Source organism: Sphingomonas sp. (assembly GCF_025353885.1).
GTDB lineage: Bacteria > Pseudomonadota > Alphaproteobacteria > Sphingomonadales > Sphingomonadaceae > Sphingomonas_O.
Window position 1 is genome coordinate 1 of the sequence record NZ_JANXNX010000053.1, and the last position, 24,381, is coordinate 24,381.

The window sequence follows — 24,381 nt, forward strand, 5'->3', positions numbered from 1 at the left end:
GGGGCCTATACGGGCTTACGAAAATGCACCCGACCCGACAGCCGTATAGGCCCCGGCCTGCGCCGGGGTGACGAGATTGACCGACCCTTAAGTCAAACTCGGTCGCGCCGCCCCAGCAATCGCAACCGCAGCGCGTTGAGCTTGATATACCCCTCGGCGTCGCGCTGGTCATAGGCGCCGGCGTCGTCCTCGAAGGTCACGACCTTTTCGCTGTACAGACTGTTCGGCGACTTTCGACCCGTCACGTTGACGCTGCCCTTGTAGAGTTTCAGGCGAACCGTGCCTGACACCTTGGCTTGCGAATGGTCGATCGCAGCCTGCAGCATCTCTCGCTCGGGGCTGAACCACATGCCATTGTAAAGGAGTTCGGCGTAGCGTGGGGCGAGTTCGTCCTTCAGATGCGCGGCGCCACGGTCGAGCGTAAGTTGTTCGATGCCACGATGCGCCAGATGCAGAATAGTGCCGCCCGGTGTCTCGTACATGCCGCGCGATTTCATGCCGACAAAGCGGTTCTCGACCAGGTCGAGGCGACCGATACCGTGCGCGCGGCCAAGTTCGTTGAGTTTCGCCAGCAGGTTCGCCGGCGACATGCCGACGCCGTCGACGGCCACCGCATCGCCGCGTTCGAAATCCACGGTGATCGATTGCGGGATGTTCGGCGCGTCCTCTGGATTGACGGTGCGCGAATAGACATAGTCGGGGACTTCTTCCCAGGGGTCCTCCAGAACCTTGCCCTCCGACGAGGTGTGCAGGATGTTGGCGTCGGTCGAGAAAGGGCTCTCGCCACGCTTGTCCTTGGCGACGGGAATCTGGTGCTGTTCGGCAAAGGCGATCAGTGCGCTGCGGCTGGTCAGGTCCCATTCGCGCCATGGAGCGATGACCTTGATGTCGGGCGACAGCGCATAATAACCGAGTTCAAAACGGACCTGGTCGTTGCCCTTGCCCGTTGCCCCGTGGCTGACGGCATCGGCATTGACCATCCGGGCGATCTCGATCTGGCGCTTGGCAATCAGGGGTCGCGCAATCGAGGTGCCGAGCAGATACAGCCCCTCATACAAAGCGTTCGCCCGCATCATGGGAAAGATGTAATCGCGGACGAATTCTTCCTTCAGGTCGTCGATGAAGATATGTTCGGGCTTCACGCCCATCATTTGCGCCTTGGCCCGCGCAGGTTCCAGTTCCTCGCCCTGCCCCAGGTCGGCGGTGAAGGTGACGACTTCGCACTGATAGGTCTGCTGGAGCCATTTCAGGATGACGCTGGTGTCGAGCCCACCCGAAAAGGCCAGCACTACACGCTTGATGTCGCTCATCCGTAAGTCTCCAGTAAGTAAGCTGCCCCTTTAGGGATGATCGCGCCTAGAGCAAACCCATCGCGGCGAGTCTACCCGCCAGTTCTGCCGGCATCGTGTCGCCCTCTTCATCGCCCGGTTGCCAGTCCGGCGGGGCGGCATCGGCCTCGAGATAGCGCCAGCCCTGATGCGCGCGACGGGCCATCGGACGGACGGGGATGACTACGGACGCGACCAGAATGTCGATCCGTCCGTCCTCGCTGTCTGAAAAGCCGAGGATTTCGCTGCGGGCGACCAGCGTGTGCTTCAAGATCCAGTACAGTGACCCGCCGACCAGCTCCTCGTGCCGTTTCGGTCGATACCGCGTGGTCAGCCTGACTGGCCCCGCCTCGGCACGCGCGGAAATCCGCGCCGTCAGAAACTCAAGCGAGTCACATCCGAAGGCGACCTTGGTAAGGTGAAGCATGTCAGCCCGACAGTCCCACGATCGATGCAAGCCCGAGGAAGCTGAAGAATCCCATGACATCGGTCATCATCGTGACGAATACTGCGGAGGAAACCGCCGGGTCGACCTCGGCCCGTTCAAGCGCCAGCGGGACGAGAATCCCCGCGAGCCCTGCGATGATGTTGTTGATGACCATGGCGGCGGCGATCACCATGCCGAGCGCGGGATTGGCAAAGATCAGGCCGGTGCCGACGCCGATCAGCGTGCCCAGCACGATCCCGTTGGCGAGCGCGATGCGGAATTCGCGAAAGATCATGCGGATGGTGTTCGAACTCGTCAGCTGGTTGGTCGCGAGCGCGCGCACGACCACGGCCAGCGTCTGTGTGCCGGCATTGCCCCCCATGCCCGACACAATCGGCATCAGCACGGCCAGCAGCGCAAACTTGCCGATCTCCCCCTGGAACATTCCCACGACCGAGGACGCCAGCATGGCGGTGCCCAGGTTGACGACCAGCCAGATCAGGCGGGTGCGGATGGTCAGCAGAATGGGCTGATTGATGTCGCCGTCACCCGCACCCGAAAGGCGCAGGATATCCTCGCCCGCCTCCTGCTGGATGACATGGACCATGTCATCGACGGTGATCATTCCGACCAGCCGCCCGCCGTCGTCGATCACCGCCGCCGAGATCAGCGCGTATTTCTGGAAGCGCAGCGCGACTTCCTCCTGATCCATGTCGACCGGGATCAATGTCTGTTCGCGCTTCATCACGTCCGATATCGCAATTTCGCGTGGAGTCCGCAGCAGCCACGACAGCTGGACCGTGCCGATGGGACGATGCTGCGGGTCGACGACGAAGATTTCCCAGAAGTCGGTCGTCAGTTCAGGATTGTCGCGCAAATAATCGACGGTCTGGCCAACGGTAATATGTTCGGGCACCGCGATCAGTTCGCGCTGCATCAGGCGACCGGCTGATTCCTCGGAATAGGAAAGAGCGGCTTCGATGGCGGCACGATCATCGGGGTCGAGTGCGCGCAACACCGCCGCCTGATCGTCGGTGTCCATGTCCTCGATGATCGCGACCGCGTCATCCGTATCCAGTTCGGACGCGATGTCGGCGACCTGGTGTGGCTCCAGCGCATCGATCAACCCTTCGCGGACATGGTCGTTCATTTCCGACAGCACGTCGCCATCGACAATGTCGCCAAGCGCGATCGCCAGGTCGCCGCGCCGGTCCTCGGGCGTCAGCTCGAACAGATCGGCAATGTCGGCAGGATGCAGCGGACCGACCAGGTCGCGCGCGCCACCCTCGTCTCCCTCTTCGACCCGCGCCAGCACCTCGCGGACGAAATCGGGGCGCAGCCGGTCGTCCTCGTCGAGCCGCGTTTCGTTGATGGTCTCGCCCTGAAGGTCGGTTTCGCTCATCGCGCTGCCTCCATGCGGCGGTTTGGTCCAGGCGACGCGGTCTAGGCCCGGCGGCGTTGCAAAGGCAATCTCAAAACCGGGGACGACGCAGCGGACAGGCGGCGCGGGGTGGATAAATGGCAGTACGTGCCTATCTTTCTTCCATGACCTACCGCCTGTCCGCTCTGGACCAGACCCCCATCGCCGAAGGCTCGACTGCCGCCGACGCGCTTGCCAACACACTCGACCTGGCGCGCACCTGCGACGCGCTCGGCTATGACCGCTACTGGCTGGCCGAACATCATGCCTCGCCGGGGCTGGCGGGAGCTGCTCCGGAGGCGCTGATCGGGCCGGTGGCGCTGGCTACCCGGCGAATTCGGGTCGGGTCGGGCGGGATCATGTTGCCGCATTATTCGCCGTTCAAGGTGGCTGAGACGTTCGCCCTGTTATCGGCGCTTGCCCCGAACCGCATCGACCTCGGCGTCGGTCGCGCGCCGGGCAGCGACCAGCGCACCGCCTTCGCACTCCAGCGCGACCGGTCGAAACGCATGCCACACGGCGACTTCCCGAACAATTTGGCAGAGATGATCGCCTATCTCGACGATGCGATGCCCGCCGATCACCCATTTGCCGCGCTGGGCCAAACCCTGCCGTCGGGGGGTGGCGAGACGGCGGTCTGGCTGCTCGGGTCGTCGAGCGACTCGGCGGTCTGGGCGGCCGAAGCTGGGCTGCCTTATTGCATCGCCGATTTCATCAATTCGGACGCAGTGCCGCTTGCGCGCCTTTATCGTGAGCGGTTCAAGCCATCGGCGCGTTTGGCCAAGCCATATCTGATGGTGGCGACCTGGGCGATCGCGGCGCCGACCCGTGCCGAGGCCGTGCGTTTGGCGCTGCCTGCGGCGATGATGATGGCGCACCTGATCCGGGGCGAGCTGATCCCGGTGCCGTCGGTCGAAAAGGCCGAGCGTTGGGCCGCCGCCAATCCAGCCTCCCCGCAACGTCGCCGCATCACGCTGGGCACCCCTGCCGAAGTCCATACCGAACTTGACAAGGTCGCCGCCGACTATGGCGCCGACGAGATGATGCTGGTCAATATCATGCCCGATCATGCCGCCCGCCGTCGGTCCTACGAACTGGTCGCCGCAGAATATGGGCTGGCGGCACTGGCCAAGGCTGCGTAAGGCCGCGCCCACCGAATTTATTCAAATGAAGGAAAAACCATGGCTGAAACACTCACTCTGACGCTGGATACCGGCGAAGTCACGATCAAGCTGCGACCCGACCTGGCCCCGGGGCATGTCGAGCGGATTGCCGAACTCGCCAACGAAGGTTTTTACGACGGCGTTGTCTTTCACCGCGTCATTGCGGGATTCATGGCACAGGGCGGCGATCCGACCGGAACCGGCATGAGCGGTTCCAAGCTGCCCGATCTGAAGGCCGAGTTCAGCAAGGAACCGCACAAGCGCGGCGTTTGCTCGATGGCGCGATCGTCGAGCCCGAATAGCGCTAACAGCCAGTTCTTCATCTGCCTCGACGATGCCCGGTTCCTCGACAGCCAGTACACCGTCTGGGGCGAAGTGACCTTCGGCATGGAGGCCGTAGATGCCCTGCCAAAGGGCGAGCCACCACGGACCCCCGGCAAAATCGTCAGCGCCAAGGCAGTCTGATCGACGTCGCTCCCCTTTCCATCGTGGAAAGGGGAGCGGATTAAGCCGATAGTTCCGCCACCAGCCAGTCGTGGAATATCCTGACCGGCCGCGTTTCCAGCGCGCGGGGGCGGCAGACAAACCAATAACTGTAAGGGCTGACCACCTCGATATCGAACAGCGGGGCCAGTCGTTCGTCATGAGCGTCACTCAGGTGCGCCTCGTGCATGAACGCCACGCCCACGCCCTGGGCCGCCGCGTCGAGCATCAACTGTCCGGAATCATAGTGATCGATCGCCGCCGGTTCCAATCCCTCCATACCGATGGCCTTGCGCCATTCCTCGAAAGTCTCGGGCATGTCGCGATGGATCAACACCGTCAGGTCCTTCAACTGTTCGGGCCGCGTAATCGCACCCGGGCCGCTGCGGTAATGACGCGCGGCGATGGCAAACACCTTGTTGTGATCGAGGCGGTGGGCATAAAGCGCCGGGTCCGGATCGCGCGTTACGATGATCGCGGCATCGATGCCGTCGCCGAGGCGCGATGCCGCGTGGGGCGCTGTGTCGAAGTCGAGATGCAACGTCGGGTGCGCCGCCCTCAGTTCGGCAAGGCGGGGGATCAGCTTTTGAGCGGCGTAAAGCGGCAGGACGCCGAGTCGCAGGCGCATCAGGTCGTTCTGCGCGCTTGCCAGCGTTTCAATGGCGTCCGACAATTGGTCGAGCGCCGGGCCGACCAGTGCCATCAACCGCTCGCCATCGGCATTCGGACGCATCGACTGATGGCCGCGTTTGAACAACGGGCGCCCGATGAAACGCTCGAGCGACTGGATCCGACGACTGAGCGCCGGCGAAGACAGCGAAAGTTCGTCAGCAGCAGCTTTTACCGAGCCGGTTCGCACAACGGCCACGAATGCCTCAACTCCCGATAGCGATGGCAACCTCCGCATAAACATCCCTCGTTTTGTGCAGCGCAACAAGGATATCATACTCGTTACGCATGAGCATAATGTCCACACCCGCAAAGCTGTAGCATGCAATATTTGCAAGTGTGCTTATTCTTTTCGCACTTGCAACATAGTTTGCTGCACTGCACATATAGTGAGCCTTTCAGGCATCCTCTCCTATAAACTTTCAAGGGTCGGTCCTCCGGGATCGACCCCTTTTTTTTGCCTGTTCGATCGCTATGTATTCGGCTCAACAGTTGAGAGCGGCATGGCAGACAGCGAAATCCCCGGAACGCGACTTCAGGTTGCCAACGCCCGCCCCGAAGATGCCGGTCGCGGTCTGGCGCGAATCCCGCGCGCAATCATGGCCGCCATGGTGCTGGCCGAGGGTGACATTGTTGAAATTACCGGCAAACGGGTGACCGCCGCGCGGGCCGTGTTTCCGTATAGCGAGGACGAGGGGCTGGAAATATTACGTCTGGATGGCCTCCAGCGCGCCAATGCCGAAGTGGGTTCGGGCGATTTCGTGACGCTTCGCAAGGTGGAATCAAAAATCGCCCAGCGCGTGGTCTTTGCCCCCGCGCAACAGAACCTGCGCCTGCACGGATCGGGCAACGCCCTGAAACGCAGTTTTGCCGGGCGGCCACTGGTCGCGGGCGACACGGTGGCAACCGCTGGACAGCAGCAGGTCGATCGCACCGACCTGCCTCCGCAACTCCGCCAGATGCTCGCAGCACCCGCCTATGCCCTGCAGGAGGTTCGCCTGACGGTGGTGTCGACCGTGCCGAAGGGCATCGTCCACATCGATGCCGAAACCGAAGTCGAATTGCTCGCAGAATATGTCGAGCCCAAGGATAGCCGTCGCGCCGACGTGACGTATGACGACATCGGAGGCATGGGCGACACGATCGACCAGTTGCGCGAAATGGTGGAACTGCCGTTGCGCTATCCCGAACTGTTCCAGCGTCTGGGCGTCGATCCGCCGAAGGGCGTGTTGCTGCATGGTCCGCCGGGAACGGGCAAGACGCGTCTGGCGCGTGCGGTCGCCAATGAGAGCTCGGCCGAGTTTTTCCTGATCAATGGTCCCGAAATCATGGGTTCCGCCTATGGCGAATCCGAAAAGAAACTGCGCGACGTGTTCGAGGCGGCCGCCAAGGCGGCGCCGTCGATCGTCTTCATCGACGAAATCGATTCGATTGCGCCGAAGCGGGGGCAGGTTTCGGGCGAGGCTGAAAAGCGGCTCGTTGCCCAGTTGTTGACGCTGATGGACGGACTGGAAGCGCGCGCCAACCTGGTCGTGATCGCCGCGACCAACCGCCCCGAAGCCATCGATGAAGCGCTCCGCCGTCCGGGCCGCTTTGATCGCGAGATCGTGGTCGGCGTTCCCGATGAGCGAGGGCGTCGCGAGATCCTCGGCATCCACACGCGCGGCATGCCCTTGGCCGAAGGCGTCGATCTCGCCGAATTGTCGCGCTCAACCTATGGGTTTGTCGGGGCCGACCTTGCGGCACTGACACGCGAAGCGGCGATCGATGCCGTGCGTCGCATCATGCCGCGCCTCAACCTGGAGGAGGGGACGATCCCGGCGGACGTGCTCGACACATTGTCGGTGACGCGCGACGATTTCATGGCGGCGCTGAAACGCGTCCAGCCATCGGCCATGCGCGAAGTCATGGTTCAGGTTCCCAATGTCGGTTGGGACGATATCGGCGGCCTCGATGACGCCGCCGAGAAGCTGCGTGAAGGTGTCGAACTCCCACTGAAGAACCCCGCCGCGTTTCGGCGTCTGGGCATCCGCCCTGCCAAGGGTTTCATGCTCTATGGGCCACCGGGCACCGGCAAGACCCTGCTGGCGAAAGCGGTCGCGAAAGAAGCTCAAGCCAACTTCATCGCGATCAAATCGTCCGACCTGTTGAGCAAATGGTATGGCGAAAGCGAACAACAGATCGCGCGCCTTTTCGCCCGCGCACGGCAGGTCTCACCCTGCGTCATCTTCATCGATGAGCTTGACTCGCTGGTTCCCGCACGCGGTACCAGCATGGGGGAACCGCAGGTAACCGAACGGGTGGTCAACACCATATTGGCTGAAATGGACGGGCTGGAGGAATTGCAGTCCGTGGTCGTGATCGGCGCGACCAATCGGCCCAATTTCGTCGATCCTGCATTACTGCGTCCGGGGCGTTTCGATGAGCTTATCTATGTCGGCGTTCCCGACAAGGCGGGGCGTCTCCACATCCTTGGTATCCATACCGGCAAGATGCCGCTCGACAAGGATGTCGACCTGGCGGCGCTGGCGGATCGAACACTCCGATTTACGGGTGCCGACCTGGAGGATCTGACGCGTCGCGCGGGGCTGGCGGCGCTGCGTGCTTCGCTGAAGGCAAAGAACGTGACGATGGCGAATTTTGAAACCGCCCTTGCGGATACGCGTGCCTCCGTCACACCCGAAATGGAGGCCGACTATGCCCGGATCGCTGCAACGCTGAAGGCCAATGCCATGACGCCCGAAGGTATCGGCTTTATCACGCCGGGGATGCTGACTCCGCGAGGTCCGAAGCCCTGAGCCGCCACAGCGCATAGAGCGCAAGTATGCCGCAGACGACACTGGCGACGATATAAGGCAGGGGTGGCCAGACTTCGTAAAGCCCCACGCCGATCGACGGGCCCAGCACAAAGCTTGCGCCGTTGATCGACGTGACGCGTCCGGCAACCACTCCCTGCAGTTCAGGTCCCACCGCAAGCGAGGACCCGGCCGTGAAACCCGGGCGGGTAAAGCCAAACCCGGCGGAGGCGAGCCCGAACGCCATAGCCAGGCCGAACAAGGAATGGGCCATACTGGTCGCGACCATGCCCGCCGCGGCCACCACCAACCCGACGATGACCATCGTTTTAGGCGACAGGTTCAATTGCGGGATCAGCCCCCATTGGACGAGCAATGCCGCTCCGGCACCGGTCGTTAGCACCAGTCCGATCGTCTGCTGCGAAAGTATCGTTGCGGTATCGAGGTGCAGGCGGTCGATGGCCAGAAAGGCCATCGCCTGTCCCGTCATCGCCTGTGCATGGCCCGCGATCAGTCCGACCAGCAGCCATGGCCAGACTCGCGCATCGAGCCAGGCCATCCGCATTTCCGGATTACCGTTGATCGTGTCGTCGCTCATCGCAGCTGTGACGTTTGCCCCCGTCGGCTCCCCACCAATCGACGGATAACTTGAAACCGCCCCATGGGCAGCGCTGCCCGGCACGTCCTGCGACAACCATCGCCAGGCTGCAATCCAGACGATGATCCCGCCGGCTGCAAAGAAATAGGCGGGCCCGGCGAGCCCTACGCCGGGCAGTACGAAATAGGACGCCAATGCGGGACCCAGGATAGTGCCGAGGCCGAACGCCGAAGCCAGCATGGTCAGCGCCTTGGTCCGCTGCGCCCGCGTCGTTTGACCCGCCAGGATCGCTTGCGCCGCCGGAGGAGCCGCAGCGCCGAACACGCCATAGATCACGCGCGCGCCGATAAAGGCAAAGATGGTGGCGACGGGCGTAAGAATGCCTTTGGTCCCTGCGGTCAGGACGATCCCTGCCAGCAGCGTGGAGATGGAAAATCCGGCTATCCCCATCAGCACCATCGAGCGGCGGCCCGTCCGGTCGGATCGCCGTGCCCAGTAAGGCGCTGCAATTACCCAAATGGCGGCCGACACCGAAAAGGCAAGTGCGATGATATTGTCGCGGATATGCAGCGAACGCCCAATGGCGGGCATGATTGACTGAAGCGCGGTATTGCCCGCGCCGATCGCCAGCATGACCGCGAACAACAACATGAAATCGCGTCGTCCGGAGGCGGGCGTTAGGATCAATGGCGCGGCAATTTTGCGAGCGTATTTCATAATGGCGTGGCTTTACGCACGGAGGAGCGTAACTGCAAAATATGACCATTCGCTTGCACTTGGAACGGGTATTTGCGAACGGGGCGCGGTGAAGCCGTTCGAACAGGTTGAAGGATACCCATGCCGCTCTCGTCCGCCAAGGTGATGAAACGATCGCGCGGGTTCCGCTTTCCCCGAACGGCCAAGGGCATGTTCCTGTCGGGCTTCCTGAAGAACCCGGTGATGGTCGGTTCGATCATTCCTTCGTCCGACCGGCTGATCCGCAAGATGCTCGGCCGGGTCGATTGGCAAAATACCCGGCTGTTCGTTGAATATGGACCCGGCGTCGGCACATTCTGCCAGCCCATTCTCGACAAGCTAGCGCCCGACGCCATGCTGCTCGCGATCGATACCAATCCCGATTTCGTTGCCTATCTGAAGGAAACGATCCACGACCCGCGCTTTCACGTTGTTTGTGGATCAGCCACCGACGTCGAACGCTTCGTGGCGGATGCCGGGTTCGATCACGCCGATTATATCGTGTCGGGCCTGCCGTTCTCTACCCTGCCCCCGGGCGTCGGCGACCAGATCCTTGGCGCCACCCACCGCGTCCTGCGCATCGGCGGGGCATTCCTAGTGTATCAGTATAATCCGTCGGTTCGCAATTTCATTGCACGTCAGTTCGCCCGGATCGATCATGCCATCGAGTTCTGGAACGTCCCGCCCGCCCAATTATGGTGGGCCTGGAAAGAATAAGGCCGATCGGCACTTAAGCCGATCGACCTTAATTCTGTCACTTCGTGTCTACGATTAGTTTAGACGAGAGGCGGGCCGTATCGCTTGCGCTCCTCGTCGATCTTATCGCGATCGAAAGCAGGAGCGTCGGTATCAAATGCTGCCCATCCTTCCTGGCGATAGGCCGAACCTCTGGCGGTCGCGTCGGTCGACCCGTTGCCATTTAACACGGCTTCGGCTTGGGGCAGCAGCGCATCGTCGACGCGTGCGCTGAGCAGCGTGCCGCCACGACGGACTCCCTCGGCATAGACGTTTGCTTCGTCATCACTGTGACCGGCATTCTTCAACGCTCCGACGATCCCACCGGTCGCCGCTCCACCCGCTGCACCGATACCTGCGCCGACTGCCGTCGAGACCAGCCAGCCAGCCGCAACGATCGGGCCAAGGCCAGGAATTGCCAGCAATCCTAGCCCGGCCAGCAGTCCGCCGACCCCGCCCAGCGCCGCGCCCGTCGAAACGCCACGGCTGACGTCGCCGTGATCGTTGACGTCGTCGATGCCGTCTTTGTCGCCATTGCCGCCGTGCTCCCCGTGCGCATTATTGGCGACAATGCTGATATCCGAATGCGGCACGCCGAGTTGCTCAAGGGCTCCAAGCGCAGTTGTGGCATCTGTATAATTGTCGAAAAGCCTGGTGATAGTCCTGCTCATTTTTCTCTCCTGCTAAATTGCTTATTTGGTGGTCACGTTGCCCTTGTAATCAAGCGCAACGTTCATCGATTTGCCGGCGTGGGTGGCTTTGCCGCGCCAGACGCCGTCCTTGTCCTTGGCAAGGCCAGCTACTTTGTAGCCAGCCTTGGCAAAACGACCGCGCGCCTGGGCCGCGGTAAAGGAATTCGCGCCGACGGCAGGTGCGGCAACATGGGCTGCGCTGCTGTTCTTGACAGCCGGATTGTGCGCGCCGGCATTGGTAGCGGTTTGCGCCACGGCACCAGAGGCCAGTGCCAGCGCGCCACATGTGATCAAAATACGACCGATCATATTACTCTCCTGTGTGAATTATTGACTGAGTATTGAGCGCTTTGATCAGCGTGCAGTTCCACGACGAACAAGATTAACGATCGCCAGCAGGATGACCGCACCCACGAGTGAAATCAGGATCGATTGCACTTTCAGCGCGCCGTCGGTGATCGATGCGCCACCGATGAGTGGAGTGATGAGAAAACCGGCCAGCAACGCACCGACGACACCGACAACGACATTGAGGATAATGCCCTGCTGGGCGTCGGTGCGCATGATCATGCTGGCGACCCAACCGATGAGCCCTCCGACGATGAGTAGAATGATAAGGTTCATGATGATCTCCTGTTGGTTGTTACGCCGACTGAACGACGCAGCCGCCCATATGTTCATCGGGCACGCGCTCAAAAAAATCGCCGCTTGGTGCAGAATGATCATAATCACTGGTGTTTTTGCGTTCTATCGCGGCTTGTCTCGGGAACCTGCCGAACTGTTCGTGCGCTCAATGGCGATGCCGACCAGAATCAATCCCGCACTTCATGACCCGACGCTCCAACATCTGGGGCAGCTTATCGAAGGATTGTTGCAGGGGGTCATTCTCGTCGACCCGACGGGCGTCATCCTCAGCGCCAATCCAGCCGCGCTCACGATGCACGGCGTCGACGACGTCACCGGTCTGGGCGCGACCGCCGACCGTTATGCCGAGCTTTTCGATCTGCGCGATCCCGCGGGGCGGCGTCTTCCCCGGCGTGAGTATCCGCTGATGCGCCTGCTGGCGGGTGACTCGTTCCCTGACCTGGTGGTGGAAGTTTCGCCGCACGGGCAGGACGGCCCGCGCTGGACCCATCAGGTTCGTGACATCGTCATGGATGAAGACGGCGGCGAGCCCGACTGTCTGGCGCTGGTGATCAACGATATTTCCGAACAGACCGATGCCCAGGCGCGGTTTGAGGCGATGTTCCAGGCCAACCCCGCCCCTGCGCTTATTCTCCGCGTCTCTGACCAGAGTTACGTTATGGTGAACCAGGGATTCCTCGATCTGTCGGGCTATCAGCGGTCCGACCTGGTCGGCAAGACCCGGCTGAATGTGGATTTTCTGGTTGATGTCGAGCGCAGGGATTTCGTCCATCGGCGCGTCACCGCGGGCAAGGTCATTCCGCAGCTGGAGGCTGAACTGCCCCTTGCGGACGGGAACCACAAGCTTGTGGTGTTAGCCGGCCAACCGATCGAGGTGGCCGACGAGGCCTGCCTGCTGTTTACCTTCGCCGACCTTGAACCGCGCCGACGGGCCGAAAAGGCATTGACCGCCAGCGAACAGCATTTTGCCAAGGTTTTTGAAATGGCACCGGTCGCGATGGTCGTTACCGGTGGCGTCGACAACCGCATCGTCGAGGTCAATGACGCGTTTCGCACGCTGACCGGTTATTCGAACCATGAGGTCGTCGGGCGGGTTGCCGACGACCTTCAGCTTTGGAACGATGCCGGGCAACGACTTGGGCTTGAAGCACAGATCAGCACTGCCGGCGGGTTTCGCAACGCCGACGTCCAGCTACTCGCGGATGGTGGAATGCCGGTCGAATGCCTGGTTTCCGCCGAACGGATCAGCATTAAGGGCGGGCCCTGCGTGCTATGGATTTACCAGGATATCTCTGCCCGGCGACGCGGTGAACTCGATCTGGTCGAAGCCATCGAGGCCGTAATGAAGGATGCCAACTGGCTCAGTCGCTCGATCATGGACAAGCTCGCTACGCTTCGTCATCCCCGGATTGCGTCCGCTGCAACGGCACCCGCGACCGACCTTAGCAAGCGTGAGCGCGAGGTACTGGAGTTGATCTGCAACGACATGACCGACGCGGCAATCGGCGAACAGCTCGGCCTGTCACCTAACACCGTGCGGAACCATGTGTCCCGCCTCTATGCAAAGATTGGCGTCAAGCGGCGCAGCGCGGCGGTCGTCTGGGGGCATGATCGCGGGATCGGGGGCCGAACTTAAAGAAACGCGCGCAGGTCGGCCAGGAAGCTGTCGAACCGATCATGATGGAGCCAGTGCCCGGCGTTATCATAGGTCTTGACCGTTGCTGTCCTGAAATGCGCGGCATTGCCGTCGGTCGCGGGGTTCGATGCCCAACTGTCATTGCCGTAAGCAAGCAGCGTGGGACATTCGATCCGGTTCCACAGCGCGTGCAATTCGGCGGTGGATATGTCCAGGGGCGGCGAGGAGCGCAGATAATTGTCGAACTTCCAGCTATAGCTGCCGTCTTCGTTGCGATTGACGCCATGAATGGTGAGCTGGCGCGCCTGATCTTCGGAAAGATGGCGGTTTTCCGAGCGCATCCGCTCCAGTGCCTCGTCGATCGACGCATAACGGCGCGGGGTCCGGGAACTCAAGGCGCGCCGCTCGTCGATCCATTTCCGCCAGCGGTTGACGAACGCATCCGTCGAGGCATCGTCTGGAGATTGCCCCAGGCCCAGCCCCTCGATCGCCACGAGCTTGCGGACGCGTTCGGGAAACAATCCGGCATAACGAAGTGATATTATCCCCCCCAGCGAATGGGCGACGATCGTTACCGGCGCGCTGCCCTGCTGGTGGACGAGCTGGGCAAGGTCGCAGATGAAGAATGGCATGGAATATACACCGTCGGGCGACCACCCGCTGTCGCCATGCCCACGCAGGTCGGGCGCGATGATATGCCATTCGGTCCGCAATGCCCGCGCAATGCTATCCCAACTGCGCGCATGGTCGCGTCCGCCATGCACCAGGATCAACGTCGGCGCCTCCGGATTACCCCAGTCGAGATAATTAAGCCGCAGCCGTTGCGAAACGAAGCTGTACGATGTGGGCCCGATGTCGTCGGTCGTCGTCATTAGTGTCTGTGCCTCGATCCAAAACCGCCAGCGCGTATGTGCGGGGGCAATTCCGGGAGGGCAACCCCTGCCGACCCCTGATCGGTCGGCAGGGCCAAATTCGTCAGACCAGTGCGGGCATCTTGTCCAACAGCTTGTCCAGCGTGACGGGATAGTCCCGCACCCTAACGCCGGTCGCATTATATACGGCATTGGCAACGGCTGCCGCGACGCCGCAAATGCCGAGCTCGCCGACACCCTTTGCTTTCATCGGCGATGATATCGGATCAGTTTCCTCAAGGAAAACAACTTCCTGATGCGGGATGTCGGCGTGGACCGGCACCTCATATCCGGCCAGGTCGTGATTCACGAAAAATCCGAACCGTTTGTCGACCGCCAGTTCCTCCATCAATGCGGCACCGACGCCCATCGTCATCGCTCCGATGACCTGGCTGCGCGCGGATTTGGGATTCAGGATCCGTCCCGCCGCACAAACCGCCAGCATCCGGCGCACGCGAATTTCGCCCGTCGCCGCATCGACCGCGACTTGCACGAAATGCGCGCCAAACGTCGATTGCTGATACTGTTTGTCGAGTGTGCCGTATTCGATGTGATCCTCTGCAACCAGTTCGCCGTCGCGCGCGGCCTCACCCAGCCGGACTCGACGACTGCCCGAAACCACGCGGCCATCGGAAAACTGCACGTCTCCGGACAGGCCCAGCTTGCTTGCGACCGCTTCGCGAAGCTTGACGCAGGCCGCATAGACGCCCGACGTGGCGTTGTTCGCGCCCCATTGGCCGCCCGAACCAGCGGAAACCGGAAAAGTCGAATCGCCGAGGGTCACACGAACCTTTTCGATGGGGAGGCCCATCATCTCGGCTGCAGTCTGGGCAATGATCGTATAGGTGCCGGTCCCGATGTCGGTCATGTCGGTCTCGACCGTCACGATGCCATCGCTGTTCAGGCGAACTCGCGCGGCGGATTTCATCAGCAGGTTGTTGCGGAGTGCCGCGGCGACCCCCATGCCGATCAGCCAGCGGCCTTCGCGAACCTGCCCAGTTTGCGCCACACGTTTCGACCATCCGAACTGTCGCGCGCCCTGTTCGAGGCACCGGATCAATTGCCGTTGAGAAAACGGTCGCGTGGGATCTTCCGGGTCAACCTGAGTATCGTTCAGGACACGGAACGCAACCGGGTCCATCTTCAGCTTTTCCGCCGCCTCGTCCATGGCGATTTCCAGCGCCATCAGACCCGGCGCTTCACCCGGCGCGCGCATCGCATTGCCTTCGGGCAAATCGAGCACGGCAAGCCGCATCTTCGTCATGCGGTTGGCACCAGCGTAGAGCAGGCGCGTCTGCATCACTGCCGTCTCGGGTCCGCCGCCGGGCAGATCGCCCGACCAGCTTTCATGCCCAATCGCGGTAATTTTGCCATCGGGCGTCGTGCCGATGCGGACCCGCTGGATCGTTGCCGGACGATGCGTTGTGTTGTTGATCAACTGCGGACGCGTCAGCGCGACCTTCACCGGCCGACCTGCGGCTTTGGCCCCCAGCGCCGCCATCACGGCATCGGCGCGCAGGAACAGCTTCCCGCCGAAGCCACCACCGATATAGGGTGACACAAGGCGCACATTTTCCTTCGGGATGCCAAGGGTTTGCGCAACCTCGCCAACGCCCCAGGCAATCATCTGGTTGGCGGTCCACAGCGTGAGTTTTTCGCCTTCCCACGCCGCGATCGTCGCATGGGGTTCCATCATGGCATGGCTTTGATCGGGGGTCGTGTAGGTGGCGTCGATCGTGACCGGCGCGGCGGCAAATGCGCCTGCAAAATCCCCGACAGCCGTGTCGGCTTTTTCGTCCTTGGGCTTGGTCGCGGAGCCCTTGGCTGCGTGCAAGTCGAACGCCCCCTGCTCACGCACATATTCGACACGGACCAACGCTGCTGCCGCCCGGGCCTGTTCGAATGTCTCCGCCACGACCAACGCAATCGCCTGGTGATAATGCTCGATTTCAGGCCCACCCAGCAGCTTGGCGGTGTTCATCCGGCCCTTGCCGAGCTTGCCCGCATTGGCCGCCGTCACGATCGCGATCACGCCTGGCGCGCCCTTCGCCTCGTCCAGCTTCAGGGTGCTGATCCGGCCTTTCGCAATCGCCGAGCCCAGGATAAAACCATAGGCCTGGTTCGGCGCGACATCGTGCCGTTCATAGGCGTAGGGCGCCATTCCGGTCGTCTTCAGCGGTCCGTCGATACGGTCGTGCGGTTTTCCGATGACCTTTAACTGGTCGATCGGATTGGTCACGGCGGGGGTGTCGAATTTCATCGGATCAGGCTTTCGCTTGCGCCATTGCTGCGCCGAGCGTGCGCTCGACCAGCGTGAGCTTGAAGGCATTATCGGGCGTCGGCTTGGCGTCGGCAAACAGCCCTGTTGCCACGGCCTTCGATCCGCGCTGCATCTGTTGCTCGGCGGCCTCGACGCGCCACGGCTTGTGCGCGACACCGCCGACGGCCACGCGCCCGGTGCCGTCGCGCTGCACGATGGCTGCGACCGAAACCAGCGCAAAAGCATAGGACGCGCGATCGCGAACCTTTTGATAGATGTGCGTGCCGCCAACGGGTTTCGGCAAGGTAACCGCCGTGATCAGTTCGCCGCTTTCCAACGCGGTTTCAATATGCGGCGTGTCGCCGGGCAACCGGTGGAAATCGGCAATCGGGATCGTCCGAACCTTGCCATTCGCAGTCACGGTCTCGACGGTCGCGTCTAGCACGCGCATCGCGACAGCCATGTCGCTGGGATGCGTGGCGATACAAGCCGAACTCACGCCGACAACCGCAAGCTGGCGACTATAGCCGCCGATTGCGGCACAGCCGCTGCCCGGAGTGCGCTTGTTACAGGGCTGGTTCGTGTCATAAAAATAGGGGCAGCGCGTCCGCTGGAGCAAGTTCCCGGCGGTCGTCGCCTTGTTGCGAAGCTGGCCCGATGCGCCCGACAGCAACGCCCGCGACAGGACGGCATAATCACGCCGCACACGACTGTCGGCAGCCAGGTCGGTATTCCGCACCAGCGCACCGATCCGCAGCTCGCCTTCCGAAGTCGCCTCGATCTTGTCGAGGCCAAGACCGTTGACGTCGATCAGATGCGTCGGTGTCTCGATCTGCAGTTTCATCAGATCCAGCAAGTTGGTGCCGCCTGCAATAAAGCGCGCGCCCTGCATCCGCGCCGCAGCCGCCGCGGCGGTCGGCGACGTCGCACGCTCGTACGAAAATGACTTCATGCGACACTCCCCGACTTGATACCCGCAACATCGGACATCGCATCGATAATGTTGGAATAGGCTCCGCAGCGGCAGATATTCCCGCTCATCCGCTCGCGCATCTCAGCGCCCGTCAGTTCTGGCTTGGCCGTCAGGTTTGCGCTGACATGACTGGGAATGCCCGCCTTGATCTCTTGCAGGACCGCGACCGCCGAACAGATCTGCCCGGGCGTGCAATAGCCGCACTGGTAACCATCGTGTTTAACGAATGCGGCTTGCATCGGATGCAGTTTTTCGGGCGTGCCCAGACCTTCGATCGTCGTGACCTTGTCACCCTCGTGCATCACGGCAAGCGTCAGGCACGAATTGATGCGCCGCCCATCGACGATGACCGTGCAGGCACCGCACTGTCCGTGGTCGCAACCCTTCTTCGTGCCGGTCAAGTGTAGATTTTCACGCAACAGGTCCAGCAATGTGGTTCGGGTATCCACGTCCATTTCGTGCGATTTGCCGTTAACTATAAGCGATAGCTTGGTTTTCATGGCAGCCTGTGGTTGATTGTTGGACTGGGCATTCGCCGATGACACGGTGGCGACGGCAACACCTGCCGCTCCCGCCGCCAGAAGTCCTCGTCTCGACAATTCAAGGTGAGAGGGGCTCTGCATCATGAAGGCTTTCTCGATAAACTGAAAACGAACGAAACGAACGGCGCGTTGCGGGTCAACTTGGTGCTATACCTTAACGCCCGATCCGCCAAACAGTCGCGCTCACGATAATTTATCATACGCCATTGCGATCTGGCTAAGCGCCGACAGCGCCAGAGTAGCCGGATCGCGCGTAGCCGGGATCAACCCGATCGGGCCTGTTATCCGGTCGATGCTCGCCTGCCCAACGCCACGGTTCAATAAATCAGCGACCCGCAACGCATGGGTGGTTCGACTGCCCATGGCACCGACGAAGAAAGCATCCTGTTCCAGCACTTGCTCCAGCAGATCGCCCTCCCAGTCATGATCGTGGAACAACAGCACGACCGCCGAATATCGGTCTGTTCGCAGCCATGGCGAACGCCCCGGAGTCTTCAGGACATTCGCCTCGACCCCCAACGCTTGCATAGCGCTGACGAGTTCAATGTCAGGGCTGAGCACACTGACGATCGCACCGTAGGAGGACGCCAGCGCCGCCAGCGACCGACTCTCCTCGCCATGGCCGACGACGACGAGGCGCAGGTCAGGATTATGACGAAGTTGGAACACACCATCATTCCAGCCGGTCCGATCTTGATCATTGACGTCAGACTTTATGGCGAGCGTCCCGTTGAGGCCGAGTTGGAGTACAACAGGTCTCCGAGCGGTCAGTTCTTCACATGCCCGCAGCAAGATATCGGTCGCCGGAGCGGGCATGATCAACAAGTCGATCCCACCACCACATGGCAATTCAATGTCGATATAGGGCGACCCGTCACCGAAGCGCACCAATTCGGCTTTGCCACTGGCGATTACCCGCCGGGCTTCGCCGACGACCGCCGCTTCGACACACCCTCCCGAAAACGACCCGAGATAACGACCAGTCTCGCTTACGGCCATCTGCGTACCGGGAGCACGCGAAGATCGGGCAACGACATCGCTCAGAGTCACCAACGCAACCCGCTCGCCCCTGGCGGAGGCGCCGATTAGGAAACGCAAGATTTCAACAGCGTTTTTCAGCGCTCGATCTTCGTTATAGCCATGGCGATTGCGCAGTCAGTCCTGAAAGTTCGTGACGCACCACCGGATTGTCAAGGCAGTCGGCAGGAAACTCGTTCGCGCCCCCCGACATTGTTCGACAAGGTTGACGAAAGGCCCTTCGCCGTGGCAGTCGCCTATCCCACAGCCAGCTATGGCAATGCGGGTGTAGCTCAATGGTAGAGCAGAAGCCTTCCAAGCTTACGACGAGGGTTCGATTCCCTTCACCCGCTCCAGATCTTTGTATCCATGTAAGCTCCTGAAAAGGCGTTGGAAAATGTCATCATTTTGGCCTGTGTAGGTTTTGTGTAGAAAGTTTTCGGGATTAGTCTGAACGCCGACAACTTATCTCTGCAAGCAGTACATCGAAACTTACCGACCAGCCGCTCGGAGGATTCGAACCAGCGAGCATCAGATTCTACCTCTCGGAGAATCAGTGGGGAATTCTTCGCTATAGGCCTTCACACTTTTTCCCCGTGCGGATAGCTGGAAGGCGGAGTTTGGGACTTTGCCGTCATTCGCTGTTGCCAGCGAATGACGGGTTCCAGTGATTGAGCTGCCGTTCGCACGTTACGAAGCTGACCATCGGCTCGCGCCCAATATTCGCCATTCCGGCGCGGCGATGTAATTCGTGAGACCTGCCTTTCAAGCAGACGATCGGACGCCGGTCAGTCTGGCGGTTTACCGACAGCAAGTTCCGGCGCCGCGAGTGGCGCTAGCCGCCATTCGGACTCGATCAAGTTTGCTCGGCAGCTGTGCGCTACTTACCTTGGCACCCATGACTTCTTCAACAAAGAGCTCGAGTGGGCCCTCTTCCGGTTAAAATGGTGAGGCGGAGGCGGAGGCGGAGGCCGTCATCCCGCGGCGTCTCGTTCCTCCAATGCGCTTTCGGCTGCTTCACCGGTCCGGCGTAGCGCATCCAGTTCGTCCGTCGATTTCGTCTCGATCCCGGCAACCTCGTTGCGGGCACCGCGCACGGCGTAGACCAACTCGTCCATCTTGAGATGAAGGGCCTGTTCACTGCGCCGCTGCCCGTTGAGCACCATCTGTGTGAGGGTGATCGACGCCACCGATAGGATCAGCGTCAGGGTATTTTCCCCGGCCGCACCCGCGCGCAGGAACCAGCCCGCGCAAAACATGGCGACCAGCACAATTGCGAGCGGCGCGCCTGCCATATCCGCCGTGCGTCCAGCAATTCGGCTACCTGCCTCGTTCATTCGCTTTAACATGCTTGCGTCACCTTTTACGTAATACCGCTCTTCCGTTCTGCTGTACGTCTGGGATGCAGGAACGGTAAAGACAAGGCGATTGACGACGAATCGGAGCGTTCCACCACCGCCTCCAGGCTCCGTCCAAATATCCCAAAATGCTGGAAAAGGGTCTGGCTGCTATGAGGCCGATTATGTCATAAGCTATCCCAAAGGATGTGCAGTGTATGCATGACTAACAGTTGTTGCGGCGTACCTCGTTGGGCGTTTCCGTTGTAGGTGCCGCGCTCTTGTGGTCGGCTTCCGCTTTGCCGAGCCTGAGGTCAGATGTCCAGCACCCTTGCTGGCGTCAAACGATGCCGTGAGACGCTACATCAAGCAGAGCGAAGAGGAGTGGGCCAAATCCGTCGCGACTAATGATGCCTCGGTGGTCAGGCGTATTCTCGCCGAAGACTTTGTTTGGGTGCTCGACGGTCGTGTGCTCGACAAAAAGACGGCGGTCTTAGAGGCCGCAGAGGGACCCGGTCCCTTCCTCAGCAACACGCCGGATTATGTCCACGTCCGCTTCTTCGGTAACACTGCTGTCGCTCAAGGGAGCGAACCGTGGACGAAGACGGGCGGCCGACGTGGCAAGTTTGTTTGGACTGACACTTGGGCTAACCGCGCGGGGTGCTGGCAGATCGTAAATGCGCAAGACACTGCTGTTGCTTCGACCGGCGATCGCAAAAACCACGGGATCAGTTTGAGTCAGACCTTTGTTCTTCTGCTAAACCGGCTCTGTTGCAACCGGCCATTCGATTTTTGGCTATCATTGCCCTGCCTCAGCCGTTTTGATCAATGTCCTAAATCGCGGCTTTTTCGACCTACCGCATTGCCTGACACCGGCGCACGGTAAGTCCCTGCGAACCCCAGGGAGCTTGTCGATGGCGATCGTGACACACGATACCGAACGCACCAAAGCCATCTTTAAATCATTCCACACCGGAGTGGCTGAAGGTCGCATCGCCGATTTTCGCCAGCTATCATTCCAATGTTTTTTGAGCGGTGCGCTCCCCTCCCTTACGGTGGGGCGGAATAATCCACAGCGTTGGCCTATCTGGGGTCTGCCGACGAGGCCAGCCGGAGGATCTATCTTCAGCACCAGTTGGCTCAGATCCCGGCAATTGTTCCGACCCCCTATTGATCCCAGTTCCACGAGGAAAAACATATGTCAGGTCCGCTCAAAGATAGAATCAACGGTGTTCTCGCGGCGGTTACTACGCGCGCGCTGTTCACCCTGAAGCTCGAGGTGCGCCCTGAAAACTAACAATAAATAACCGGAACGGCCTTCTTGCGAGCGGTTGACTCTCGAAAAATTTCGCTCGCGTTATCCTCCCCTGGGGGATAGGACGGCGCATGACTTCATTATCTGATCTCCTCGCACAAGGCACGGCGCACGCCTGGCTGTTCGTTCCTACCGCGATCCTGCTGGGCGCGCTTCACGGGCTCGAACCCGGCCATTCCAAAACGATGATGGCAGCCTTCATCATCGCGGTTCGTGGGACAGTGAAGCAGGCCGTGCTGCTTGGTTTGTGCGCGACGCTCTCGCATACGGCGATCGTTTGGGTGATCGCGCTGGGCGGAATGTATCTCTGGCGCGGGCTCGCACCGGAAACAATCGAGCCCTATTTGCAGGTTGTATCGGCTGTCATCATCATCGGCATGGGCGGGTGGATGCTATGGCGAACGCGCCAGGAGCAAAGCCTTTCCGCCCTGCACGATCACGATCACGATCACGATCACGATCACGATCATGGAGGCCATGGGCACGATGATTCAACCCGCATCGACACTGGCCACGGCATCGTGCGCCTGGACATTTTCGAAGACGGCGTACCACCTCGTTTCCGCCTGACGGTCGAGCGCGGCGATACTTGGTCGGCCGGTGACGTGACGCTGGAAACCGAACGCCCCGATGGCACTCGCCACGCCTACAGCTTCGCGCAGCAGGCGGGCTATCTGGAATCCTGCGAGGAAATACCCGAGCCTCACGAGTTCGTCGCCCGCCTCGAGCTCGCGCATGGCGGTCACGCACATAGCTATGATGCAGCGTTCACCGAACACGATCACGGGCACGACCATATGCACGAGGAGCTGCGCGGCCTCAACGAAACCGCCGGCTATCAGAACGCGCACGAGCTGGCGCACGCGAATGACATTCGTCGGCGCTTTTCAGATCGCGAAGTCACCACGGGCCAGATCGTCATTTTCGGCCTGACTGGCGGCCTTATCCCGTGTCCGGGAGCGATCACCGTCCTGTTGCTCTGCCTGCAATTGAAAGCATTCACGCTCGGCGCGGCGCTGGTCCTGTGTTTCAGCATCGGGCTCGCGCTCACGATGGTCGCATCCGGGGTGATCGCGGCGATCAGCGTGAAGCACGTCTCCAAGCGGTTCAACGGCTTTGGCGAAATCGTCCGCAAAGCTCCCTATGTCTCGGGGGCCGTCATTCTGGTGATCGGCCTCTATCTGGGTATCAGCGGGTGGATGCACTTGCCAACGGCTTGAACTTTGGATCGGAACTGCTGTGAGTCACGCCTGTAGCCCGGAATTGATGAACCGCCTCAAGCGAGCGCAGGGCCATTTAGCGACCATCATCAAGATGATTGAAGATGGTCGCGATGGCCTGGAAACAGCGCAACAGCTTCAAGCCGTCGTGAGCGCACTCGATAAGACGAAAACGCTACTCGTGGCGGACCATATCGAGCATCATTTGGAGGACGTGGTCGGTCCTCTTTCGCGCGAGGCGCGCGACAAGCTCTCCCGTCTTACTGATCTCGCCAAATATCTCTGATGGCCGGATTTGTCCTTGGCAATGTGAAGCGGGGAGGGCTGCTTGTCCTGGGGGCCGCAATCCTTTCCGGTGCCACTACCCCTGCGGCTAAGGCCATTAGAAACAGACACCGACTCATTTCATTCCGGGCATGTCTTTCATCATGGCATCATGATCCTCGGGGGCGCTGGCGATGATCGCCTTGTATTGTTCAGGGGTCATGCCGGGGAGCTTGCGAACAAACGCCACCATGTCCCAAATCAGCGGATCGGGATGGGTCTTGCCCCATGCCGGCATCGCGCTGAGTTTCACGCCGTGCTTGATAATCCAGAATTGCTGACCGGGGGTAAGGTCTTGCACCTTCGCCAGCTCGGGAGCCTGCGGATAGAGTCCCTGGCTCATCTCTGACTTTTCAACGCCGGGGCCTAAATGGCAACCCGAACACATTTCGGTATAGAGACCTGCGCCGATCGCGATCCGTTGCGCGGACGCAAGGTCGGTCGGGGGCACAATGCCTCGGGCATGGACTTGAATCGATCGATCGCGAAGGCGCTCCAACACGGAATAGACGGCCGGAGTATGGGGCTCGTCGGCCGCAATGTTATAGATGCCAAGGTAGATGAACGCGGCTAGGCCCAACCCTAAAATGACCGCGAACACCCCCACGAACGGCAGGCTGGGGAAGTGCCGCTTCCATCCGGTGTGATCCATGCTCGCGGCTCCTGCTTCCTTATCGGTCATCAAAACCAAATCCTCACGCCCGCCACGAAGCTCGTCGTGGACGGGTCTTTGCCCTCGGCGCGTGTGAAGTCTGCGGTTCGCCCGGTCTGCGCGACGTAGGAGATACCGACATAGGGCGCGAACTGCCGCCTGAGTTCGTAGCGAAGGCGAAGCCCTACCTCGGCGTCGGTGAGCCCCGCGCCAAGCCGGTTTTCGGGCACGTCCTGCGCCGCTAGGTTAAGCTCGACGCGCGGCTGTAGGATAAGCCGCTGGGTGATACGCTGGTCGTAATAGCCCTCAAGGCGGCCTAGCAAATCGCCCTTGGTCGATAGGAACAATGCGCCTTCGACCTCGAACATGTAGGGGGACAGGCCCTCGAACCCGACCGTCGCGTAGGTCCGACTGGGTGAAGGCTGGAAGTCATGCCTGACGCCTGCCTGTAGATTGAAATAGGGGCCGACTGCACGGCTATAGAGCGCCTGCACCTCGGCGCTC

General features: G+C 61.0%; 24 protein-coding genes and 1 tRNA gene. 9 read left to right on the forward strand and 16 right to left on the reverse strand.

Annotated features, from left to right (window positions below; translation table 11 throughout):
- Nucleotides 1-92: 92 nt before the first annotated feature.
- The 3 genes from Q0R02_RS05595 to mgtE are packed head-to-tail and all read right to left on the reverse strand — an operon-like array spanning nucleotide 93 to nucleotide 3,157.
- On the reverse strand, nucleotides 93-1,310 hold the full coding sequence (locus Q0R02_RS05595) for an argininosuccinate synthase (protein WP_293881532.1): 1,218 nt from the start codon (nucleotides 1,308-1,310) through the stop codon (nucleotides 93-95).
- Between the two features lie 46 nt (nucleotides 1,311-1,356).
- The gene (locus Q0R02_RS05600) at nucleotides 1,357-1,755 is read right to left on the reverse strand and encodes a DUF1489 domain-containing protein (RefSeq protein WP_293881533.1); all 399 of its coding nucleotides are present in this window, start codon (nucleotides 1,753-1,755) and stop codon (nucleotides 1,357-1,359) included.
- A gap of 1 nt (nucleotide 1,756) precedes the next feature.
- The gene (gene mgtE / locus Q0R02_RS05605) at nucleotides 1,757-3,157 is read right to left on the reverse strand and encodes a magnesium transporter (RefSeq protein ID WP_293881534.1); all 1,401 of its coding nucleotides are present in this window, start codon (nucleotides 3,155-3,157) and stop codon (nucleotides 1,757-1,759) included.
- A gap of 116 nt (nucleotides 3,158-3,273) precedes the next feature.
- Between mgtE and Q0R02_RS05610 the strand changes: the two genes are divergently transcribed.
- Together Q0R02_RS05610 and Q0R02_RS05615 are read left to right on the forward strand one after the other, a co-directional pair.
- Entirely contained in the window at nucleotides 3,274-4,317 is a 1,044-nt protein-coding gene (locus Q0R02_RS05610; protein ID WP_293881535.1) for an LLM class flavin-dependent oxidoreductase, read from the forward strand.
- 39 nt (nucleotides 4,318-4,356) lie between these two features.
- Nucleotides 4,357-4,803 (forward strand): peptidylprolyl isomerase, encoded by a 447-nt coding sequence (locus tag Q0R02_RS05615; protein WP_293881536.1) that lies wholly within the window; start codon nucleotides 4,357-4,359, stop codon nucleotides 4,801-4,803.
- 40 nt (nucleotides 4,804-4,843) lie between these two features.
- On the opposite strand, the gene Q0R02_RS05620 is transcribed toward Q0R02_RS05615, so the two are convergent.
- A complete protein-coding gene (locus tag Q0R02_RS05620) occupies nucleotides 4,844-5,728 on the reverse strand; it encodes a LysR substrate-binding domain-containing protein (RefSeq protein ID WP_293881537.1) in 885 nt (294 codons plus the stop codon).
- Between the two features lie 265 nt (nucleotides 5,729-5,993).
- Here Q0R02_RS05620 and Q0R02_RS05625 point away from each other — a divergent pair, with 265 nt between their 5' ends.
- Complete coding sequence (locus tag Q0R02_RS05625; RefSeq protein WP_293881538.1) at nucleotides 5,994-8,288, forward strand: CDC48 family AAA ATPase; 2,295 nt, start codon at nucleotides 5,994-5,996, stop codon at nucleotides 8,286-8,288.
- Here Q0R02_RS05625 and Q0R02_RS05630 read toward each other — a convergent pair.
- The gene (locus tag Q0R02_RS05630) at nucleotides 8,248-9,600 is read right to left on the reverse strand and encodes an MFS transporter (RefSeq protein ID WP_293881539.1); all 1,353 of its coding nucleotides are present in this window, start codon (nucleotides 9,598-9,600) and stop codon (nucleotides 8,248-8,250) included. The two genes, Q0R02_RS05625 and Q0R02_RS05630, sit on opposite strands and share 41 nt — an antisense overlap.
- Nucleotides 9,601-9,744: 144 nt before the next feature.
- Here Q0R02_RS05630 and Q0R02_RS05635 point away from each other — a divergent pair, with 144 nt between their 5' ends.
- Nucleotides 9,745-10,335, forward strand: a complete 591-nt coding sequence (locus Q0R02_RS05635) for a methyltransferase domain-containing protein (RefSeq protein ID WP_293881553.1) — start codon at nucleotides 9,745-9,747, stop codon at nucleotides 10,333-10,335.
- A gap of 59 nt (nucleotides 10,336-10,394) precedes the next feature.
- Here Q0R02_RS05635 and Q0R02_RS05640 read toward each other — a convergent pair whose 3' ends face one another.
- Genes Q0R02_RS05640 through Q0R02_RS05650 form a run of 3 tightly spaced genes read right to left on the reverse strand, consistent with a single transcriptional unit; the run spans nucleotide 10,395 to nucleotide 11,669 of the window.
- Nucleotides 10,395-11,024, reverse strand: coding sequence for a hypothetical protein (locus tag Q0R02_RS05640; RefSeq protein WP_293881540.1), 630 nt, complete (start codon nucleotides 11,022-11,024; stop codon nucleotides 10,395-10,397).
- Nucleotides 11,025-11,045: 21 nt separating this feature from the next.
- Entirely contained in the window at nucleotides 11,046-11,354 is a 309-nt protein-coding gene (locus Q0R02_RS05645) for a hypothetical protein (RefSeq protein WP_293881541.1), read from the reverse strand.
- Nucleotides 11,355-11,399: 45 nt separating this feature from the next.
- Nucleotides 11,400-11,669, reverse strand: coding sequence for a GlsB/YeaQ/YmgE family stress response membrane protein (locus tag Q0R02_RS05650; protein WP_293881542.1), 270 nt, complete (start codon nucleotides 11,667-11,669; stop codon nucleotides 11,400-11,402).
- 94 nt (nucleotides 11,670-11,763) lie between these two features.
- On the opposite strand from Q0R02_RS05650, the gene Q0R02_RS05655 reads away from it, so the two are divergent.
- Nucleotides 11,764-13,326 carry a helix-turn-helix transcriptional regulator gene (locus Q0R02_RS05655; RefSeq protein WP_293881543.1) on the forward strand — a complete coding sequence of 521 codons (1,563 nt, stop codon included), beginning with the start codon at nucleotides 11,764-11,766 and terminating at the stop codon, nucleotides 13,324-13,326.
- Here the strand turns inward: Q0R02_RS05655 and Q0R02_RS05660 are convergent.
- The 5 genes from Q0R02_RS05660 to Q0R02_RS05680 all read right to left on the reverse strand — a co-directional run bounded on the left by Q0R02_RS05660 (nucleotide 13,323) and on the right by Q0R02_RS05680 (nucleotide 19,110).
- Nucleotides 13,323-14,198 (reverse strand): alpha/beta hydrolase, encoded by an 876-nt coding sequence (locus Q0R02_RS05660; RefSeq protein ID WP_293881544.1) that lies wholly within the window; start codon nucleotides 14,196-14,198, stop codon nucleotides 13,323-13,325. The genes Q0R02_RS05655 and Q0R02_RS05660 overlap by 4 nt on opposite strands.
- Nucleotides 14,199-14,301: 103 nt before the next feature.
- Nucleotides 14,302-16,497, reverse strand: coding sequence for an aldehyde oxidoreductase molybdenum-binding subunit PaoC (gene paoC, locus Q0R02_RS05665; RefSeq protein ID WP_293881545.1), 2,196 nt, complete (start codon nucleotides 16,495-16,497; stop codon nucleotides 14,302-14,304).
- A 4-nt stretch (nucleotides 16,498-16,501) separates the two neighbouring features.
- On the reverse strand, nucleotides 16,502-17,449 hold the full coding sequence (locus Q0R02_RS05670; protein ID WP_293881546.1) for a xanthine dehydrogenase family protein subunit M: 948 nt from the start codon (nucleotides 17,447-17,449) through the stop codon (nucleotides 16,502-16,504).
- Nucleotides 17,446-18,093: an aldehyde dehydrogenase iron-sulfur subunit PaoA gene (paoA, locus tag Q0R02_RS05675; protein WP_293881554.1), complete on the reverse strand. Its 648-nt coding sequence runs from the start codon at nucleotides 18,091-18,093 to the stop codon at nucleotides 17,446-17,448. The genes Q0R02_RS05670 and paoA overlap by 4 nt, the downstream gene beginning before the upstream one ends.
- Nucleotides 18,094-18,195: 102 nt before the next feature.
- Nucleotides 18,196-19,110, reverse strand: coding sequence for an XdhC family protein (locus Q0R02_RS05680; protein WP_293881547.1), 915 nt, complete (start codon nucleotides 19,108-19,110; stop codon nucleotides 18,196-18,198).
- Between the two features lie 201 nt (nucleotides 19,111-19,311).
- Between Q0R02_RS05680 and Q0R02_RS05685 the strand changes: the two genes are divergently transcribed.
- Nucleotides 19,312-19,385, forward strand: a tRNA-Gly gene (locus tag Q0R02_RS05685).
- A 618-nt stretch (nucleotides 19,386-20,003) separates the two neighbouring features.
- Here Q0R02_RS05685 and Q0R02_RS05690 read toward each other — a convergent pair.
- Nucleotides 20,004-20,378, reverse strand: coding sequence for a low affinity iron permease family protein (locus Q0R02_RS05690; protein ID WP_293881548.1), 375 nt, complete (start codon nucleotides 20,376-20,378; stop codon nucleotides 20,004-20,006).
- Nucleotides 20,379-20,649: 271 nt separating this feature from the next.
- Between Q0R02_RS05690 and Q0R02_RS05695 the strand changes: the two genes are divergently transcribed.
- The 3 genes from Q0R02_RS05695 (at nucleotide 20,650) to Q0R02_RS05705 (ending at nucleotide 23,187) form a co-directional block, all read left to right on the forward strand.
- A complete protein-coding gene (locus Q0R02_RS05695) occupies nucleotides 20,650-21,252 on the forward strand; it encodes a nuclear transport factor 2 family protein (RefSeq protein WP_293881549.1) in 603 nt (200 codons plus the stop codon).
- A gap of 500 nt (nucleotides 21,253-21,752) precedes the next feature.
- Nucleotides 21,753-22,901 (forward strand): nickel/cobalt efflux transporter, encoded by a 1,149-nt coding sequence (locus Q0R02_RS05700; protein ID WP_293881550.1) that lies wholly within the window; start codon nucleotides 21,753-21,755, stop codon nucleotides 22,899-22,901.
- A 46-nt stretch (nucleotides 22,902-22,947) separates the two neighbouring features.
- On the forward strand, nucleotides 22,948-23,187 hold the full coding sequence (locus Q0R02_RS05705; RefSeq protein ID WP_293881551.1) for a metal-sensing transcriptional repressor: 240 nt from the start codon (nucleotides 22,948-22,950) through the stop codon (nucleotides 23,185-23,187).
- A gap of 114 nt (nucleotides 23,188-23,301) precedes the next feature.
- Here the strand turns inward: Q0R02_RS05705 and Q0R02_RS05710 are convergent, their stop codons facing one another.
- Both Q0R02_RS05710 and Q0R02_RS05715 read right to left on the reverse strand, forming a co-directional pair.
- The gene (locus Q0R02_RS05710) at nucleotides 23,302-23,907 is read right to left on the reverse strand and encodes a cytochrome c (RefSeq protein ID WP_293881555.1); all 606 of its coding nucleotides are present in this window, start codon (nucleotides 23,905-23,907) and stop codon (nucleotides 23,302-23,304) included.
- Nucleotides 23,907-24,381: copper resistance protein B (locus Q0R02_RS05715; RefSeq protein ID WP_293881552.1), on the reverse strand; the 475-nt coding region annotated here is incomplete at its 5' end. The genes Q0R02_RS05710 and Q0R02_RS05715, both read right to left, overlap by 1 nt.